Origin of the sequence: Pantoea jilinensis, from assembly GCF_019104105.1 — a bacterium.
GTDB lineage: Bacteria > Pseudomonadota > Gammaproteobacteria > Enterobacterales > Enterobacteriaceae > Pantoea > Pantoea eucalypti.
Genome location: NZ_CP077746.1, coordinates 2,311,758 through 2,329,202 on the forward strand (window position 1 = coordinate 2,311,758; position 17,445 = coordinate 2,329,202).

A 17,445-nucleotide genomic window follows, 5' to 3' on the forward strand; every position below is an offset into this window, starting at 1 on the left:
GAATATTATTCAGCCGGTTCTGCTGGGGGCGCCATTTTGCCGTCGTGCGGGGCTTTCTCAGTCAGACGCTTTTCAAAGTTCGCGTTGTACTGTTTCTTCTGCTCCGGCGTCAGCACGTTATAGAGCTTGTTCTGAGTTTCCAGCATCTTCAGCGCATGCTCTTTCGCGTTGGCGGACATCTTCTCTGCCTGCGCTTCGGCTTTGCTCTGGTCAAAGCTGTCAGACGCAATAATGCTGTGAGCCGCGCGACGCTCGTCCAGTGACGGACGTTTCATCTCTTTGTGGCTCTCTTTCATGATGTCGCGCATCTGGGTTTTCTGCGCGTCGGTCAGGTTCAGACCTTTAAACATCATCTCCATGCCGTGGCGCATTGGCGGTTTGTGCATCGCCTTTTCGCTGCCCGCTGGCGGTGGAGTCAGGTTATCTGCTGCTGCATGGACGGCGCTGGCTGCACCAAACGCCAGCGAAGAAGCCAGTAAAAGGGAAGTCAGTTTGCGCATAATAGTGTCCTTATAATTCATGATAATGACGACAGCACTCTGTCGCGTCTTCGGAAACAAGCATACGACGCTGAACGTCAACTACTCAGAGCCTGAGTAAAGCCGTGAAAGCATAAAAGATAAAAAACGGGCAATCATGAAGAGAATAAGAAGAAAGGCGTGAGGAATTGAAAAAGTTTATGAATTTAAAGCGAATTTGGCAGAAATCATGGAGGAGTGTAATGGTTACGACTGGAAAGCGGAAGGCGATCTCCCGCTTTCCTGTCGATTTTTTTAGCGCCGATGAACTGCAACAGTAAGAACGGTTATCACACCGGCAGCGCCTGAGTCTGTTCACCCTCTTCAATCAGCATCAGTCCGGCACGCAGCCCGGCGGCCACGTTGGGATTGGGGAACAGCACATATTCCCGCGCCTGCTGCACGTAATAGCGCGTATTACCATCTTCCGCCAGCAACGTCCCTTGAGGAAACGCGGTAAAGTTCAGCGTTTCCGGCGACATATGCAGCGTAAAGTGCTCACTCAGTCGGGTGATCTGCTGCGCAACCCGATAGTGACGCGGTTTCACCCTCGCGACAGGCATCGCTTCGCCATAGAGCAGAGAAGCCAGCGCCTGCTGCGCCGCGCTGAACTGGCTGAGATCGTTCTCGCCAAACGGCAGCGCCTTGCCCAGTTCAAGCGTGCAGCTGGCCGCACCGAAGTGCTCGCAGCTGAAATGCGTGAAGGTACCGCCTGGCGAGCGATGAAACACCAGCGCTTCCAGCCCGGCAGCGGCCAGCCAGTCCAAAAATGCAGGCGGCCAGGGACGCTCGTTATGCGGCATCACCCCGAACTGAGGGTGATAAGAGCCGCGAATGGCGGTGTGCATGTCGAGGTGCCAGCGCGTCTCATCGCACTCACCCAACTGCCAGAAGGTTTCCAGCGCCTGCTCCAGCCGCAACACGCGGCGGGCCTCATCACCATCATCAATCTGCTGCCAGCGTCCGCCAAATAGCCGGTTGATGTCATAACGCACATAGCGCTTACCGGCGCGTAGCGCTGAGGGATTACCCAGAATGACCAGCATGCGCTGCTGTAACGGCTTTTCGCCTCGCAGCAGCGGGTTAACCAGCTGGTTTACGATTTCTACCGGGGCCGTTTCATTGCCGTGGATCCCGGCAGAGAGCACCAGCGCCTGTTTAACCGGCACCGTCGGCTCCATCAACAGTATGCCGTGATACAACCACTGCCAGCGAAGATGCGCCGTTTCACCACTACGCTTACGCGGCACCTCGCCGGAAAGCGTTTGCTGTAAAAAGTCCTGCATCATTCCTCCTTTGCGCCCTGAGCAGACGGCAGACTGTGCTGCCTCCTGCTTCACTGCTGAAATGCGTAAACATTTCCTAAGTCTAGCAGCTTCGTCAGTTCATCCAGCGCGTCATGTCCCTCACGCAGCAACTGTGGGTCGACCAGATCGGCCTGGGTCAGGCGATCGCGGTAATGACGGTCAACCCAGCTATTCAGTGTGCTGAAGAGGTTATCGTTCATCAGCACCGCCGGATTCACTGCCTGCTGCTCCTCTGGCGTCAGCACGACCCGCAAACGCAGGCAGGCTGGCCCCCCTCCGTTATACATGCTTTCGCGCAGATCAAACACCTTCAGAGCTTTCAGTGGTGTATCCGCCTCGACCTGTTCACACAGGTAGCGCCACACACCCGGATGCTGGCGTGACTCTTCCGGCAATACCAGCATCATCGTGCCGTCGGGACGGCTCAGCAGCTGGCTGTTAAACAGATAAGTCTCTACCGCATCTTTCACCGAGACACGGTCTGCCGGCACTTCCAGAGCGACAAAGCCGGGGATGCGCGCCCGAAGTTGCGCGAGCAGTTCAGGCTGATCAACAAAGGCGTGCTGATGACAGAACAGCATCTGCTGGTTACTGACCGCAATCACATCATTATGAAATACGCCCTGATCGATCACCGCAGGATTCTGTTGGGCGAACAGTACGCTTTCGGGTGAGAGCTGATGAAGGCGGGCAATCGCCTCGCTGGCCTCACGGGTTTGCCGCGCCGGATAGCGCTGCGGCGCTTTGCCTTCGTGGCTGCTGTCGCGGCCATACACAAACAGCTGCACGCCGCGCTCGCCATAGGCACCGCCGAGACGGTTGTGGTTAGCCGCCCCTTCATCACCAAACATCGCCACCTGCGGCAGCGCATCGTGCACGGCAAAATGGCGATCGTCGCGGAAGATGGAACGCAGCAGCCAGGCGGTTTCTGGCGCTTCTATCGCCCGATGAAACTTGTTGTTCAGGTTCGCCACCGTCAGGTGAACCCGGTCATCCAGACTGTCTGCGGACGGCGAAACCGTAGCGGCATTGGCGACCCACATCGCCGACGCGGAGCTGGCGGCGGAGAGTAATCCCGGCGCGGTTTTACCGGCTGACGTCAGCACCTGCTCATCACTGCCGCTAAAGCCGAGCTGACGCAGCACCGCAATGTTGGGTCGCTCGTGCGGCGGGATCACGCCCTGCACGTAGCCCATATCAGCCAGCGCTTTCATCTTCAGCAACCCCTGCTTTGCCGCCAGACGGGGATTCGACGGCTGCAGCTGGTTGCGGGTCGAGGCTTCGTTCCCAAAAGAGAGCCCGGCATAGTGGTGCGTTAATCCTACCAGCCCATCAAAGTTGGCTTCGGTTGCCTTCATGAGCGCTTCTCCGGCGCGGAGAAATCGAGTCCCGGCGACAATGTGGCGGGCAGCGTCAGGTCCGGCGTCTCCAGTGAGGCCATTGGCCAGGCACAGTAATCCGCCGCATACCAGGCACTGGCGCGATGGTTGCCCGAAGCGCCGATGCCACCAAATGGCGCGGTGCTGGCTGCGCCGGTCAGCGGTTTGTTCCAGTTGACGATACCGGCACGGGCTTCCAGCAGCAGCTGATCGAACTGCTGACGTGAAGGCGATATCAATCCGCACGACAGGCCGTAACGGGTCTGGTTCGCCAGCGCTATCGCCTCGTCAAAGGTGTCATAGCGGATTACGCCGAGCAGCGGACCAAAGACCTCTTCATCCGGGATGCCCTGCACACCAGTTAAATCGATAATGCCCGGTGTAAGAATGGCACTGTGACGATCCGGCCAGCGCATCGCCAGCAGCACCTCGCCACCCGCATCAACCCGCCGTTGCCACTCACCTATAATCTTCTCTGCCGCGCCGGTAGAGATCACGCTTCCCATAAAGGGTTGCGGTTCAGCATTCCAGGCGGCCGGCTGCAGTCGCCCCGCCACCTCTGTCAGCCGCTGCAGAAAGGCATCGCCCGCATCACCACGTTTAACCAGCAGACGCCGGGCGCAGGTGCAGCGCTGACCCGCAGTAATAAAGGCTGACTGCACGGTAATATTGACGGCGGCATCCAGGTCAGCCGGATCTTCCACTATCAGGGCGTTGTTCCCGCCCATTTCCAGCGCCAGCATCTTCTCAGGCTGACCGGCAAACTGGCGATGCAGCTGATAGCCGGTATGGGCGCTGCCGGTAAACAGCAGGCCATCGATCTGGCTGCAGGTTGCCAGCGCCTGACCGGTCTCCCGACCACCCTGTAACAGCGCCAGTACACCTGCAGGCAAACCCGCAGCCAGCCAGATCTCAACCGTTTTTTCGGCGGTCAGCGGCGTCAGTTCACTGGGTTTAAAGACCACGCAGTTGCCCGCCAGCAGCGCCGGAACAATATGACCGTTTGGCAGATGGCCGGGGAAGTTGTAAGGGCCAAATACCGCCAGCACGCCGTGCGGACGATGGCGCAGCGAGCTTTCGCCCTCATGCTGCTCACCGGTGCGGCTATGGTACGCCTTCACCGAAAAGCCGATTTTGTTGATCATCGCACCGACTTCGGTCAGTGCTTCCCAGCGTGGCTTGCCGGTTTCACGGGCAATGGTTTCTGCCAGGTCTGTTTTGTGAACCTCAAGCCCGGCCGCAAATTTCTCAATAATCGCCTGCCGTTCCGCCAGCGGGCGTCTGGCCCAGCCCGGAAAGGCAGCGCGCGCCGCGTCACAGGCTGCCGTGACCTGTGCGACTGATGCCGCCTTGCCCTGCCATAACGTCTCGCCGCTGACCGGATCCGCTTTCGTCAGGACCTCCGCGTCACCGTCTACCCATTCTCCCTTTATCAGGTGCGTCATGCTGTTTTCTCCTCTTTGCAGAGCGTCACTACGCGCAGGCTGTCGCCCGGCTGACAGTGGAGCGCCCGCATCTGTTCATCCGTCAGTTGCACGCTGTCGCTGTCGGCATGGGCCGGGATCAGCACCACACGGAACTGGCGGTAATTGTTATTAGCAACCAGACAGAGTGGCGCATCCGCCGGATTTTCACCCCGTTCAGCGCTGCGCAGACGACTTTTACGCACGGCGCGGATGTGGTCGATATCGCACTCCAGCGTCGGGCCGCCATCAAAAATGTCGACATAGTTAAGGTAGCGGAAGCCCTCCGCCTCCAGCACGGCACGGGCAGGTGCCGTTTGTGGATGCACCTGTCCGATGACCGCCTGCGCCTCTGGCGTCAGGTAATCAATATAGAGCGGATGCTTCGGCATCAGCTCAGCAATAAAGGATTTCTGGCCGGTGCCGCTGAGGAAATCGGCTTTGCTGAATTCCATTGAGAAGAAGCGGCTGCCCACGCTCTCCCAGAATGGCGAATGCCCCTGCTCATCGCTGACGCCACGCATCTCAGCTACAACCCGATTCGTGAAGTGCTCACGGAAATTAGCCATAAAGAGGAAGCGGGATTTCGACAACAGGTAGCCATTTTTGCCGTCACGGTAATCGGGATCGAGAAATAGCGTGCAGAGTTCACTGCTGCCAGTGTGATCGTTACTCAGTGACAGGGTTGGCAGCGCGGCATAGACATTCAGTTCTTTTGAGGCATGCACCTGCGTGCCGACACGAAAGTTATACCAGGGCTCCTGCAGGCCGACAGCCACTTCAATGGCACAGATGCCGACGGCGCGGTTATCTTCGCTGTCCGCCAGCACAAAGACATAGCCCTGTTCAGCGCGGGGCAGCGTACCCTCCCAGGTCTGCAGCGATCGATCAATACGCGCCTGTAACGTTGCGCTATCGACGGGCAGCGAGGTCAGCCCGCCACCGGTTTTGCCGGCCAGTGCCATCAGCTGACTTAAGTCATCGCGTTCAACGGGACGGATTACCATCATGATGCGGACCCTCGGACCAGACGCTCACACACCTCGGCAAAGCGAGCCATGCCCAGCTTCACTTCCTGCTCACTGATATTCAGTGCCGGGGCAAAACGCACCACGTTGGCACCGGCAATCAGCACCATCACGCCCATCTCAGCGGCGGCCAGGTTGATCTCTTTGGCTTTACCGGCAAAGTTGTCGCTCAGTACGGCACCAATCAGCAGCCCCAGACCGCGCACTTCTTTAAACAGATGCAGACGCTGGTTGATCTCATCCAGTGCCGCAACAATCCACGCGTGACGTTGTGTGACACCGGTCATCATCTCAGGCTGATTGATCAGCTCCATCACTTTACCGGCCACCGCACCCGCCAGCGGATTGCCGCCATAAGTGGTGCCGTGGGTGCCAACGCCCATCACCATTGCGAGATCTTCGCGGGTCAGCATCGCACCAATCGGGAAGCCGCCGCCCAGCGCTTTAGCGCTGGTGAGTACATCCGGCGTGACACCATAATGCATGTAGGCGTAAAGCGAGCCGGTGCGGCCAACGCCGCTCTGCACCTCATCAAAAATCAGCACGGCCTGATGCTTATCACAAAGTTCACGCAGTCCGCGCAGAAACGCCGGATCGGCAGGCAACACGCCGCCCTCACCCTGAATCGGTTCAACAATCACCGCGCAGGTGTGGTCATTAATCAGTTCAGCCGCAGCGGCCAGATCGTTAAATGGCGCATGCTGAATCTCTGGCGGCAGCGGTGCAAAATCTTTTGAGTAAGCGGGCTGCCCTCCGGCTGACACAGTAAACAGGGTGCGTCCGTGAAACGCATTTTTGAACGCCACGATACCACTTTTATGCGGCCCGACCCGGTCATGCGCCACTTTACGCGCCAGTTTCAGGGCTGCTTCGTTCGCTTCCGCGCCGGAGTTACAGAAGAACACACGGTCAGCAAAAGTGGCGTCAATTAACTGTTTCGCCAGCCGCAGGATCGGTTCGTTGGTGTAGCCATTCCCGGTGTGCCATAACCGTGCGGCCTGGTCCTGCAACGCCTGTTGTAAAGCCGGATGCGCATGTCCTAACGCATTGACGGCAATGCCACCAGCAAAGTCGATATAATCCTTGCCGTTTTGATCCCAGACGGTGGAGCCTTCCGCGCGAACCGGTATAAAGGTCGCAGGTGCATAAACCGGCATCATCCATTGATCGAAATCGTGACGTGAAACGTGCAGTGCCATAACCCATTCTCCTGCGTGACTTTACCGGCTGGGTAAAGCTTATGTTTTAAAATTGTTAAAAGATGTTGTAATGCTGCCCTACTGTAGAGTGCAGTTAACGTGCCAGCCAGAGAATTAATGCATAAAATGGTCTTCACAACGTAATATCAATAACTTACAACCAATCAATATTCACTTAATTTGCATATATAGTGAATAATTGTCTGATTGCAGCGGCATAGCCGGGTTTTAAACAGCGGAATTATGCATTCACGGGATGAAATATCGCTTTTGTGATCGCTGATAAATTATCTCTCCAGAAAACCCCCGCCGGCGCCCTGTTTTAGCGCGGTTTGCCTCACACTGGTGCAGCGCGGGATCGATGAGTCATCCTTCCAAAAGACGCTGATCGTTTAGATTTAACAAAATAATTTCATTTATCGCGACTGACGCAGAGATCCGTGCATCTGAACCTGATTAATTAATCAGCAACCAGACGATAATTTGATCAGTGACTGGAAAGATTATTTCTGGCGTGATTATATGGAATAAAAATATTATTCATTAAAATATGTTCAGATATTAATATGCACGCTAATGGTTAGAATAAAAACATTACAATTTTATTCTTCTACACCTGTTACTCATAATTAATGCATTGAACGCGTTGATTTAAAAATGAACAGACGGGATTTGTTAATGTCACCCTGGAACAAATCAAACCCATGATTATAAAGGATTAAGTTAAAATTACCCATAATTTTATATAAGAAGAAAATCTTATTATCTTTTCAGTTAATCTCCTTCTCTATCGCTTTCCTGCCTGCGGAATATCTAAATCACATTTTGTTACTTATATTCCACTTTGTAAATTTATCTTTTTGTGTCATTTTCTTTTCGCCCCGCATCAGGGGAATAATAATTAATGAAGACAGGATAATAATTAAATGATGAAGCGCACTTCACTGGCGGTTGTTATGCCGTTACTGATCGGTCTCTCCTCCGCACAGGCCGCAGAAGTTTATAACAAGGATGGCAATAAGCTGGATCTGGTCGGCAAGATTAACGTATCTCACCTTTTTTCAGATGATAATAATAACAACGGTGATACCTCCTCTTATGCCCGCTTTGGTTTTAAAGGTGAGACAAAGATTACTGATCAACTCACTGGCTATGGTTTCTGGCAGTATCAGTACAGCCTTCACAACTCCGAAGGCAGTGATGCGCAGGCGACCAACCGTACCCGTCTGGGTTATGCAGGCCTGAAGTTTGGCCAGGCGGGATCGCTGGATTATGGCCGCAACTATGGCCTGGTGTATGACGTGTTGAGCTATACGGATATGCTGCCATTCTTCGGCGGCGACTCCGGTTATACCGATGCCTTCCTCTCTGGCCGCTCAACCGGCGTGCTCACCTGGCGTAATAGTGATTTCTTTGGTCTGGTAGACGGATTAAACCTTGCAGCGCAGTATCAGGGCAAAAACGACCGCAGCAATAATATCGATGGCGTACGTCGCTCCAACGGTGATGGTTTCGCCCTGTCCGCGTCTTATGACTTTGATTTCGGTCTGAGCTTCGCTGGCGCGTTTGCCAGTCTTGATCGCACGACCGCGCAAAACAGAGCCGCACGTGGTGAAGGCGAGAAAGCCCAGCACTGGGCGACGTCGGTCAAATATGATGCGAACCAGGTTTATCTGGCCGCCATGTACGGTGAGACCCTGAATGCCACCCCAATTAGCGGCGGCTTCGCTAACAAAGCGCAGAATTTTGAAGCTGTGGCGCAGTACCAGTTCCTGAACGGTTTCCGTCCATCCCTGGGTTACGTCTCATCAAAGGGCAAGGACATTGAGAATGTCGGCGATGCCGACATCATTAAATACACCGCAGTGGGTGCGACTTACTACTTCAACAAGAACATGTCGGTTTATGGTGAATACCGCATTAACCTGCTGAAAGATAACAATCCGCTGGGTCTGGCAACCGACGACATTACCGCGCTGGGTCTGATTTACCAGTTCTGATGTCATTATGGGCCTGGCACTTCACGCCAGGCCCGTTTATTGTCTCACGCCACACTTCAGACACCGTCACGCGGCGTTAACCCAGTGCCCTGACTAAGCTGACGGCTACCGTCGCTTCCTGCATCAGTTCTTCCACATTGGCAGACGCCAGCAGCGTGGTTGCCTGTCCGGCAGGCACCGGACGACTGAAAAGATAGCCCTGACCGTAATCACAGCCGCGTTTTCTCAGCCATCTCAGCGTGGCGACATCTTCTATCCCCTCTGCCGTGATCACCACATTCAACCCCTGACAGAGCGCCAGTAGCGTTTCAACGACTTTCCGCTGCTCCGATCCGGTCACGATGCCGGCGATAAATGACTGATCAATTTTGATTTTGGTAATACCCAGCCCCAGCAATACCGACAGGTTGGAATAGCCGGTGCCAAAATCATCCAGTACCACGCCGATACCTGTCTCTTTCAGCTGACGAATCGCCTCGCGGGCATCATCGGAAATGGCCATAACATTTTGTTCGGTGATTTCGAGTTCCAGCATTACCGGTCCGGCATGCTGCATAATGCGAGACAGACAGCTGGTGAGTGACGGTCTCAGCAGCTGTTCCGGAGTGATGTTCAGCGACAGGCAGAGCCCGGCGGGCCATGCACGGGTGGCACTGACCGCATCCTGCAGAAGCGCCACGGTCATACTGTCCATAAGCCCCAGTCGCTCCACCACCGGCAGAAACTCTGCGGGTGAAACCGTCTGGCCTGACGCAGTGATCCAGCGTGCCAGTATCTCAAAACCGGTAATGTTTCCGGTGCGCAAAGAGACCAGCGGCTGGAGAAAGGGAACAATGGCGTGACCGCTGACGGCGGCCACCACCTCCTGCTCCAGCCATTCACGCTGGCGAAAGCGCAGCTCCATGTCCGGGGAGAATCGTGCCAGATGAGAGCACTTATCCTGCTTCGCTTCATATAACGCCAGGTCGGCCGCCCGCATGACATCAGCCTGCCCCGTACAGGCGGAACTTGCAATGCCTGCTGAGAGGCTCAGAAAGGTGTGCGGCCCTGTCCGTATCGATGCTGCCTGTTCGCATAAACTTTCGGCGAAAGTCTGCGCCTGCTCAGCCTGTGAATCTTCGGCAACAATGGCGAATTCATCCCCGCCCACACGAAACACCTTGCTCGTGCTGCCTGCCGAAGCGGTCAGCAGATCAGCCAGTGCGATCAGGGTCGCGTCACCCTGACGATGGCCATTCAGATCATTGATACTCTTGAAGTGATTAACGTTCAGCAGAGTCAGAGTGTAGGCCGCGCCGCATGCTTTAAGCGAAGCAATGTGTGCATTGAAGGATCGGCGGTTCATAACACCGGTCAGCTCATCGGTTCCGGCTAGCCTGAGTGCGTTTTTTTCCGCCCTTCGGGTTTTGCGAATCAGCCCCGCGATAAGCAGCGCAGGAACAACCATCGCCAGCCCGGCAAACGAGGAGGAGGTGAGAATAAACCGCAATCGCTCGCTGATTTCAAAACTTGTATCGTAGCCCAGGCCTAGCAGGCGGCAAATCCGCGCTTCAAGCCCAAACTCCCACAGTGTGGAGAGTAAAATAATGGTCGCAATATTCAGCATTGCGAGCCAGAAAAGTTTCAGGCGCATGCGTTAGTTCCCGGTGATGGCAAGTATCAGAGTTTTGTTTTAATGATCAGTAAAAAAACCGGGGCGTACTTCTCATACCCTATCAGTTAAGCCGTCTGCAATAAGCCCGCCTCCGCTATGTCTGGACATAGCATTCGCCCGTTCTCAGCCTTACGGCAGCAAGACAAACGATCGGCGGAGCCCCGAACATGTCGGTTCCGTTATCAATCCTGCTGAGTGTTCTATCGGCAGCGCGGGCAAAATTAACAGGCCAGTCCAGTTATATTTGTGAACACGGACGGCTTTAACCGCTTAAGCAGTGTGAACAGCTTGCGGGTATTCTGAGGAAAGCAAGCCCTGGCATCAGACGATAAAAACAGGTTTATCAATCTATTGGCCGCTTATGTCTATCCACCCGATTACAACAGGGTGAACGCATGAGACAGAGGGACGGAAAACCTCTCATTTCTCTGGACACTCGTGCGCAGTGGTCCTTAACGGAAATAATAAAATCGCCAGCAGCTGGACGCCGCGCCCTGACGCGTTAAAAGCACACCCGATTCCCGGAAAGGCTGACACCGAAGGTCGATTACACGGGCAATGTGCTCCTGTCAGCCCGCCAAAGTGCTTAAATTTTGCAGTCGATTTACTCTGTATTACATCAATAAGCGCGAGGTAAGCCGGAAGGTACATCCGGTTATATTGACTTCAATTTAGTTTGACTCAATACTGTGCTTTCTTTCAGTCAGACGTGCACTGTAGCCTGCTCCCTCCGTCGCGATAGCGCCTGAACATCTGATGTCTGACACCAGCAAAGAGAGGCTGCAACAAGCCATTTCTCCTGAGACACTTAGCGAGAATTCAAGGCTGGCAAACTGCCCGTCATCGGGCTTTATCTCCCCCGACTCAGAATGAGTAAAAGTATGAATGACGAAATCGCGGGGAACTCTGAAACGCCTCCCGCCAGCGCAGCGCCTGAAACCATTGATCAGTTTCTCTGCTTTGCGCTCTATTCCGCCTCACTTGCCATGACAAAGCTCTATCAATCCCGGCTAAAACCGCTGGGACTCACTTATCCGCAATATCTTGTGCTGCTGGTGTTGTGGGAAAAAGATGGCCTGACCGTCTCTGAGATTGGTGCCCGCGTTCGGCTCGATTCCGGCACGCTTAGCCAGCTTCTGAAGCGGCTGGAAGGTGCGGGCATCCTCTGCCGCCAGCGTGACACCGGTAACGATGAGCGCCGGGTGTTCATCTCTCTGACAGAACAGGGCCACCAGCTTAAAATCGACGCGGCTGGCGTCCCGGCGGATATGGTGTCGGTAATGGATACTGACTGTAGTGAGCTCGGCCTGCTGACAACCCAGGTCGCCATGCTGCGCGAAAAATTGCTCAGGGCTCTGCCATGAAAGGGGCTTTTGATAAACGAATGAACATGTTAAATAATCAGCGTATTTCGTTATGCGCAATTCAGCCAACCAGTTACCGCTGGAGTTTCTTTTGAGTAGCGATAAACCGGGGGATATGGATGATGTCCATGCCGTTGTCGGCCATGCTGTATCAAGCCTGCTGAAGTCAGGCCAGAGTGCGGGTGTACTGGAAATCATCGCATTTCTGCAATCTCAACAGGCGCGATCGTTCAACGGCCAGAGAGAAATTTACGCCAAAGCCGTTCGCGTTGTGACAAAACTGGTTAACTGATCATCAGATCACTCTGCCTGACGGCGTTCCAGACCGCCCTCCTTCCTCTCTTTTAGCAGAGCTTACCCGCTAAAGTGCTGCACCAGCAGGCGCCATCAAATCATAACGATCGTTCTGCGGAGCCGTGTCCAGGCCCATGGGTGGCTCAACTTTTAAGGTAATCCAGTTAGAGGTCACACGCTGCTGCTTGCTGTCCTCAAGGGTTACCGACAGGCGGTATTCATTGCTGGCCTCTGGTGAGGGATCCCATTGCGGTAAGATGACACTCCAGCCCTGCGGATCGGCATTATTGGCCGGTGGCGTCAGGCTCAGCGCCTGCGTATCACCCTGCCAGCTTACCGCCCTGATGTCATTGCTGGCCCGCACCTGCAGCTTCAGCGGCAGACTCTCGCCACTGCTCAGTTGCCACGGCGGCGTTGCCAGAAATACGGAGAGCGTTTTGCGCTGACGGAATGAGAGCACCGGCGTATCACTGCGGGTCACGGTATCATAACGGCTGCCGCGCAGGGAGCGCGCCTCTGCGACATTACCGGCATCAAGCTGACGGCTCAGCGCCACGCCGAAGCGATAATTGAGTTTAAGCCCCAGCTGATCCTGGCTTTCACCAGCGCTACTGGCTTTGTGAGTGGCTGAAAAGGTGACCAGCGGCACCGGCGTGTAGGAGAGGCCAAACGACATGGCGGAGGGGTTGTGATAACGGTTGCCGCTATTAAACAGATCGACATTCTCACCCAGATATTGCTGATAGCTCACCGAGACACCCAGCTGGCGATAAAAAGGCAGATAGCTCTGGCTGGTGATGTCATAGCCGCGCGCCATGCGCTGCTGCTGTGAATCATTCAGGTTTTTCCAGCCGGAAAGCGGCTGATAGTAGTTGGCAGAAAAGCGCATCGAATCGCTCCACGCCTCTGTGCCCACCGATGCACGTTGCAGGCCGCTGCTGAAGGTGCGATCAATAAAACCGTTATAGCCCAGCAGCCAGTCACCCGCGTCCCAGCGTTGTCCCAGCCCCGCGTTGCCAACCAGACCATCATCGGTATCGTGCAGGCCAAGCTGGCTGAAGGTGAGCAGGCTGTTCTCATCGGACAGGGCGCTAAAGAGATCGCCACCGGTGCCCGCGAAGTTCCCGTTCATATCGACTTTCAGGTCCAGCTGCGCGTTGCCGTATGGGGAAAGCAGTGACTGCCCTTCGCTCTCAACCCGGCCCGCCACTTCATCCCGCAGATGATTGAACGCCCAGACACCCGCCTGTTGACCAAACGTGACATTGCTGTCGCTGTTGTTACTGGCTTCCCCGATACTTTTGGCCACGGCCGCCAGCTTTTTGCTCCACTCTTCATCCTGATCGCTGGCACCGCCCAGCGTCGGCAGCGATGCACTGTAGCGCGCCGGATCATCGAAGGGCGTTTCGGACACCGCTGTTTCAGTCTGGAAAGCGCGAGCACTCTGCGTCGCAGTCAGCGACAGCGCAATCAAAGAGAGAACTCCTGTTTTCCGTATCATGTCACCCGGCACATTGATCAGTTCGTTGCTGTGATTAAAGACAAATCATTAGCACTTACCTTAACATATTGTGACGGTGATGCAGGACAGCAGCGGCAAATTGTGCATATAACAGAAAAATCCGCACTCAATAAGGCCTGCATTTAACGCAGGCCCAACGCAGAAAAGCCTCTGTCAGGAGAAGATTAACCCGCCATCCACGTTAATGGTCTGCCCGGTGATATAGCGCGCATCGTCCGAGGCAAGAAAGGCCACCAGTCCCGCCACGTCTTCCGGCTGACCGGCGCGCTTCAGCGGAATGTTTTTCACCCACTCCGCCATCAGCTCACCTTTGCCGTAGGTTTTCTCCTCGCTGCTGAGGATCTCACCCCAGACACGATCGTTGTAATCCCACATCTCACTTTCGATGATGCCGGGACAGAAAGCGTTGACAGTGATATTCCACGGCGCCAGCTCCAGCGCCAGACTCTGCGTAATGCCAATCACGCCCATTTTGCTGGCGGCATAGTGCGGCGTGTAGATAAAGCCCTGCCGTCCCTGCCCGGATGACGTGTTGATCAGGCTGCCGCTGCGTTGCTGCACCATATATTTTGCCGCTTCACGACAACAGAGCCAGACGCCGGTGGTATTCACCGCCAGAATCCGTTCAAAGTCGCTCTTCGGCATGGTGTCAAAGCGGTCGATGGTGATCACACCCGCATTCTGTATTGAGACGTCAATCTGACCAAAGCGCTCAGATGCCTGCTGATAGAGCTGCTGCACCGCCGCTTCATCCGTGACATCGACCTGCAGCGCCAGAATCTCACTGCCATATTGCTGCTGAATCTGGTCGGCGGTCGTGAAGACCCGGTCAGCATTTGACACCATCACCAGCCTGGCCCCGTCGCGGGCGAAACGCGCCGCAATCCCGGCACCAATGCCGCGACAGGCACCGGTAATCACCACTGTTTTTCCACGTTGTTCGCGGCTCATAATTGCTCCTGTTATGTGTGACGGACATCAGTGAGAGGCGCTGCCTGCTGCTTTTTTTCATGGCGACGCAGCAGCACCACTTTGCTTTGCAGACGTTGCTGGAACTGGTCGATCACCACCGCAGTCACAATCACCAGGCCTTTAATGACCATCTGCCAGAAATCGCTGACGCCCATCATCACCATGCCATCCGCCAGAAAGACGATAACAAACGCGCCAATAATCGAGCCGGAAACCCGCCCACGGCCGCCTGCCAGCGCCGTACCGCCGAGTACCGTGGCACCAATGGCGTCCATCTCAAACATATTGCCGGTCATCGGATGTGCGGTCTGTAATTGCGAGGCCACTACCAGCCCGACCAGACCGGCGCAAAGGCCAGAAAAGGCGTAGACGAAGACTTTTACTTTGATAATCGGTACGCCCGCCAGACGTGCGGCGGACTCATTGCCGCCGATGGCATAGATATAACGACCCAGCGGGGTTTTGCGTGTCAGGTAGAGGCCGAGCAGTAAAAAGCCGAGCATCAGCCAGATAGGCAGATAAACACCCAGTACAGTGCCGGAGCCAAGCAGCGCAAAACCGGTGTTGCCCAGTGCGGGCAGCCCTATCAGGTTGGCGTAGGTGCCGCCGTCGTTGAACAGCAACGCTGCACCGCGCGCCACATACATCATTCCCAGGGTGCAGATAAAGGGCGCCACGCCCAGACGGGTGATCACCGTGCCGTTAATCAGCCCCACCAGCACGCCAAAGATGGCCACCACCAGAATGACTTCAGGCACGTTGAGAAATAGCGTATTGCCGCCCCACAACGGAATGCCATTGGTCAGCAGCGCACCCGCCACCATGCCGCAAATCCCCGCGACCGCGCCCACCGAAAGGTCGATACCGCCGGTGAGGATCACCAGCGTCATACCAATCGCCAGCAGTCCGGTAATCGCCACGTGCTGCGTCATGATCAACAGGTTGGAGGGCGTCAGAAAGTTTGGCACCATCACGCTGAAAAAGCCGACCACTATCAGCAATGCAATAAAAGTGCGCGCTTTAAGCAAATACATATAAAGCAGATATTTTTGGTTCATGACATTCTCCGGCCAGCTTAGAGCCTGTTCCAGTTCGCGTAATCGTTGCAGGCAGTCGGGACAGGGACAGCGCATAACAACCGAAACGTACACGCAGTACGTGAGGATGGTGAGCACTGCCCCGCTTCAGACTGACAAATAAAATAAGGCGCTTAATCCTGCGGGGTTGATGCCGCGATCAGATGTTCCCGCGTCGCCGCTGCGCGCGGCAGATCGGCCGTGATCCTGCCATCGGCCATCACTAAAATGCGGTCTGCCAGCGCCATGACCTCATCCAGTTCGGACGATGAAAACATCACGGCCAGCCCCTGCTGCGCCAGGTTGCCAATAAGGTGATAGACGTCGGTTTTAGCGCCCACATCAATGCCGCGCGTTGGCTCATCGAGTAACACCACCTGCGGTCCGGTCATCAGCGCTTTACCCAGCACCACCTTCTGCTGATTACCGCCGCTCAGCGCCGTCACCGGCAGGTCAGGATCGCTGACCTTGATCGCCAGATGGCCGATCATCTCATTCACCCGCTGATGCTCCCGGCCCGGATTCAGCAGCCCAAGCGCCCGGCGAAAACCGCGCAGACTGAAGTCAGAAAGCGTCATGTTGGCCGTCACCGACATCAGTTCAATGACCCCTTCGCCCTTGCGATCTTCAGGCACCAGCGCGATGCCGCTTTTCAGCCGCTGCTGGAAACTGCGTTTCGCCAGATCTTTACCGGCCAGCCGAACCCGGCCCGACTGACAGGACATCAGGCCAATCAGCCCCTTGAACAACTCAGTACGTCCGGCCCCCAGCAGTCCATAAATGCCAATCACCTCGCCTTTGCGCAGGGTAAAACTGACCTCATTCAGCTTGTAGCCGCCGTTCTGATGCAGCGCGGTCAGTCCCTCGACCTCCAGCACCGTTTCCCCTTGTGGCGCAGGCTGATAGTCGAACTGTTTTTTCTTATCACCCACCATCTGAGCGATGATCCAGGGCACGCTGGCGTCGCGCACCTCACGCTCACTGATGAAGCGGCCATCGCGGAAAATGGTGATGTGGTCGCCAATCTCCATCAGCTCTTCCAGCCGGTGAGAGATGTAGATGATGGTGACGCCGCGCCGCTTCAGCTGGTCGATAACGCTGAACAGCACTTTGACTTCCGACTGGCTCAGGGCGCTGGTCGGCTCATCCATGATCAACACCCGGGTATCCTTCGACAGCGCGCGGGCGATCTCTACCAACTGCTGATGACCAATGCCCAGCTCGCCCAGCGGCGCGTAGGGATCGACATCCAGTTGCAGCCGGTCCAGCAGCGACTTCGCCAGCGCGTATTGATACTTTTCATTGATTACACCGCGCTGGAAAAACTCATTGGCGATAAAAATGTTGTCCATCACGTTCATGTTCGGAAACAGGTTTAGCTCCTGAAAAATGATGCTGATACCCTGTTTTTCCGCCTGATGTGTGGAATTGAGTGAGACTACTTTGCCATCCAGCAGAATCTCACCCGACGACGGTGTTTCCACTCCCGCCAGCATCTTCATCATGGTGGACTTACCGGCCCCGTTCTCACCAATCAGGACATTCACTTTGTTGCGGTAAACCCGATAGCTGACCTGATCGAGCGCAGTCACACCGGGATAGAGGCGCGACACATTGCGCGTTTCGATAATCACGTCGCCGGACGGTTGCGGTTGAGGGTTTTGCATCT

General features: G+C 55.5%; 14 protein-coding genes. 3 read left to right on the forward strand and 11 right to left on the reverse strand.

Annotated elements, in window-relative coordinates; translation table 11 throughout:
* Positions 1-5: 5 nt before the first annotated feature.
* The 6 genes from spy to KTJ90_RS10965 form a co-directional block, all read right to left on the reverse strand.
* Positions 6-500: an ATP-independent periplasmic protein-refolding chaperone Spy gene (gene spy, locus KTJ90_RS10940; protein WP_003848356.1), complete on the reverse strand. Its 495-nt coding sequence runs from the start codon at positions 498-500 to the stop codon at positions 6-8.
* A gap of 308 nt (positions 501-808) precedes the next feature.
* Positions 809-1,804: a succinylglutamate desuccinylase gene (astE, locus tag KTJ90_RS10945; protein ID WP_003848357.1), complete on the reverse strand. Its 996-nt coding sequence runs from the start codon at positions 1,802-1,804 to the stop codon at positions 809-811.
* 50 nt (positions 1,805-1,854) lie between these two features.
* On the reverse strand, positions 1,855-3,183 hold the full coding sequence (astB, locus tag KTJ90_RS10950; RefSeq protein ID WP_008926173.1) for an N-succinylarginine dihydrolase: 1,329 nt from the start codon (positions 3,181-3,183) through the stop codon (positions 1,855-1,857).
* Positions 3,180-4,649, reverse strand: a complete 1,470-nt coding sequence (astD, locus tag KTJ90_RS10955) for a succinylglutamate-semialdehyde dehydrogenase (protein WP_008926172.1) — start codon at positions 4,647-4,649, stop codon at positions 3,180-3,182. The genes astB and astD overlap by 4 nt, the downstream gene beginning before the upstream one ends.
* Positions 4,646-5,677, reverse strand: a complete 1,032-nt coding sequence (gene astA, locus KTJ90_RS10960; RefSeq protein ID WP_008926171.1) for an arginine N-succinyltransferase — start codon at positions 5,675-5,677, stop codon at positions 4,646-4,648. Before astA ends, astD begins: the two co-directional genes overlap by 4 nt.
* Entirely contained in the window at positions 5,674-6,894 is a 1,221-nt protein-coding gene (locus KTJ90_RS10965; RefSeq protein ID WP_003848361.1) for an aspartate aminotransferase family protein, read from the reverse strand. Before KTJ90_RS10965 ends, astA begins: the two co-directional genes overlap by 4 nt.
* A gap of 926 nt (positions 6,895-7,820) precedes the next feature.
* On the opposite strand from KTJ90_RS10965, the gene KTJ90_RS10970 reads away from it, so the two are divergent.
* Positions 7,821-8,894 (forward strand): porin, encoded by a 1,074-nt coding sequence (locus KTJ90_RS10970; RefSeq protein WP_499024541.1) that lies wholly within the window; start codon positions 7,821-7,823, stop codon positions 8,892-8,894.
* 76 nt (positions 8,895-8,970) lie between these two features.
* On the opposite strand, the gene KTJ90_RS10975 is transcribed toward KTJ90_RS10970, so the two are convergent.
* A complete protein-coding gene (locus tag KTJ90_RS10975) occupies positions 8,971-10,527 on the reverse strand; it encodes a putative bifunctional diguanylate cyclase/phosphodiesterase (RefSeq protein ID WP_039660381.1) in 1,557 nt (518 codons plus the stop codon).
* A gap of 890 nt (positions 10,528-11,417) precedes the next feature.
* On the opposite strand from KTJ90_RS10975, the gene KTJ90_RS10980 reads away from it, so the two are divergent.
* Both KTJ90_RS10980 and KTJ90_RS10985 read left to right on the forward strand, forming a co-directional pair.
* Complete coding sequence (locus tag KTJ90_RS10980) at positions 11,418-11,912, forward strand: MarR family winged helix-turn-helix transcriptional regulator (RefSeq protein WP_033743259.1); 495 nt, start codon at positions 11,418-11,420, stop codon at positions 11,910-11,912.
* Between the two features lie 91 nt (positions 11,913-12,003).
* The gene (locus KTJ90_RS10985) at positions 12,004-12,204 is read left to right on the forward strand and encodes a hypothetical protein (RefSeq protein WP_238343213.1); all 201 of its coding nucleotides are present in this window, start codon (positions 12,004-12,006) and stop codon (positions 12,202-12,204) included.
* 69 nt (positions 12,205-12,273) lie between these two features.
* Here KTJ90_RS10985 and KTJ90_RS10990 read toward each other — a convergent pair whose 3' ends face one another.
* From KTJ90_RS10990 to KTJ90_RS11005, 4 genes are all read right to left on the reverse strand, one after another.
* On the reverse strand, positions 12,274-13,707 hold the full coding sequence (locus KTJ90_RS10990; protein WP_186336223.1) for a YchO/YchP family invasin: 1,434 nt from the start codon (positions 13,705-13,707) through the stop codon (positions 12,274-12,276).
* A 174-nt stretch (positions 13,708-13,881) separates the two neighbouring features.
* A complete protein-coding gene (locus KTJ90_RS10995) occupies positions 13,882-14,679 on the reverse strand; it encodes an SDR family oxidoreductase (protein WP_003848368.1) in 798 nt (265 codons plus the stop codon).
* Positions 14,680-14,690: 11 nt separating this feature from the next.
* Positions 14,691-15,758, reverse strand: a complete 1,068-nt coding sequence (locus KTJ90_RS11000) for an ABC transporter permease (protein WP_110411497.1) — start codon at positions 15,756-15,758, stop codon at positions 14,691-14,693.
* A gap of 152 nt (positions 15,759-15,910) precedes the next feature.
* Positions 15,911-17,443, reverse strand: a complete 1,533-nt coding sequence (locus KTJ90_RS11005; protein WP_003848372.1) for a sugar ABC transporter ATP-binding protein — start codon at positions 17,441-17,443, stop codon at positions 15,911-15,913.
* Positions 17,444-17,445: the final 2 nt, after the last annotated feature.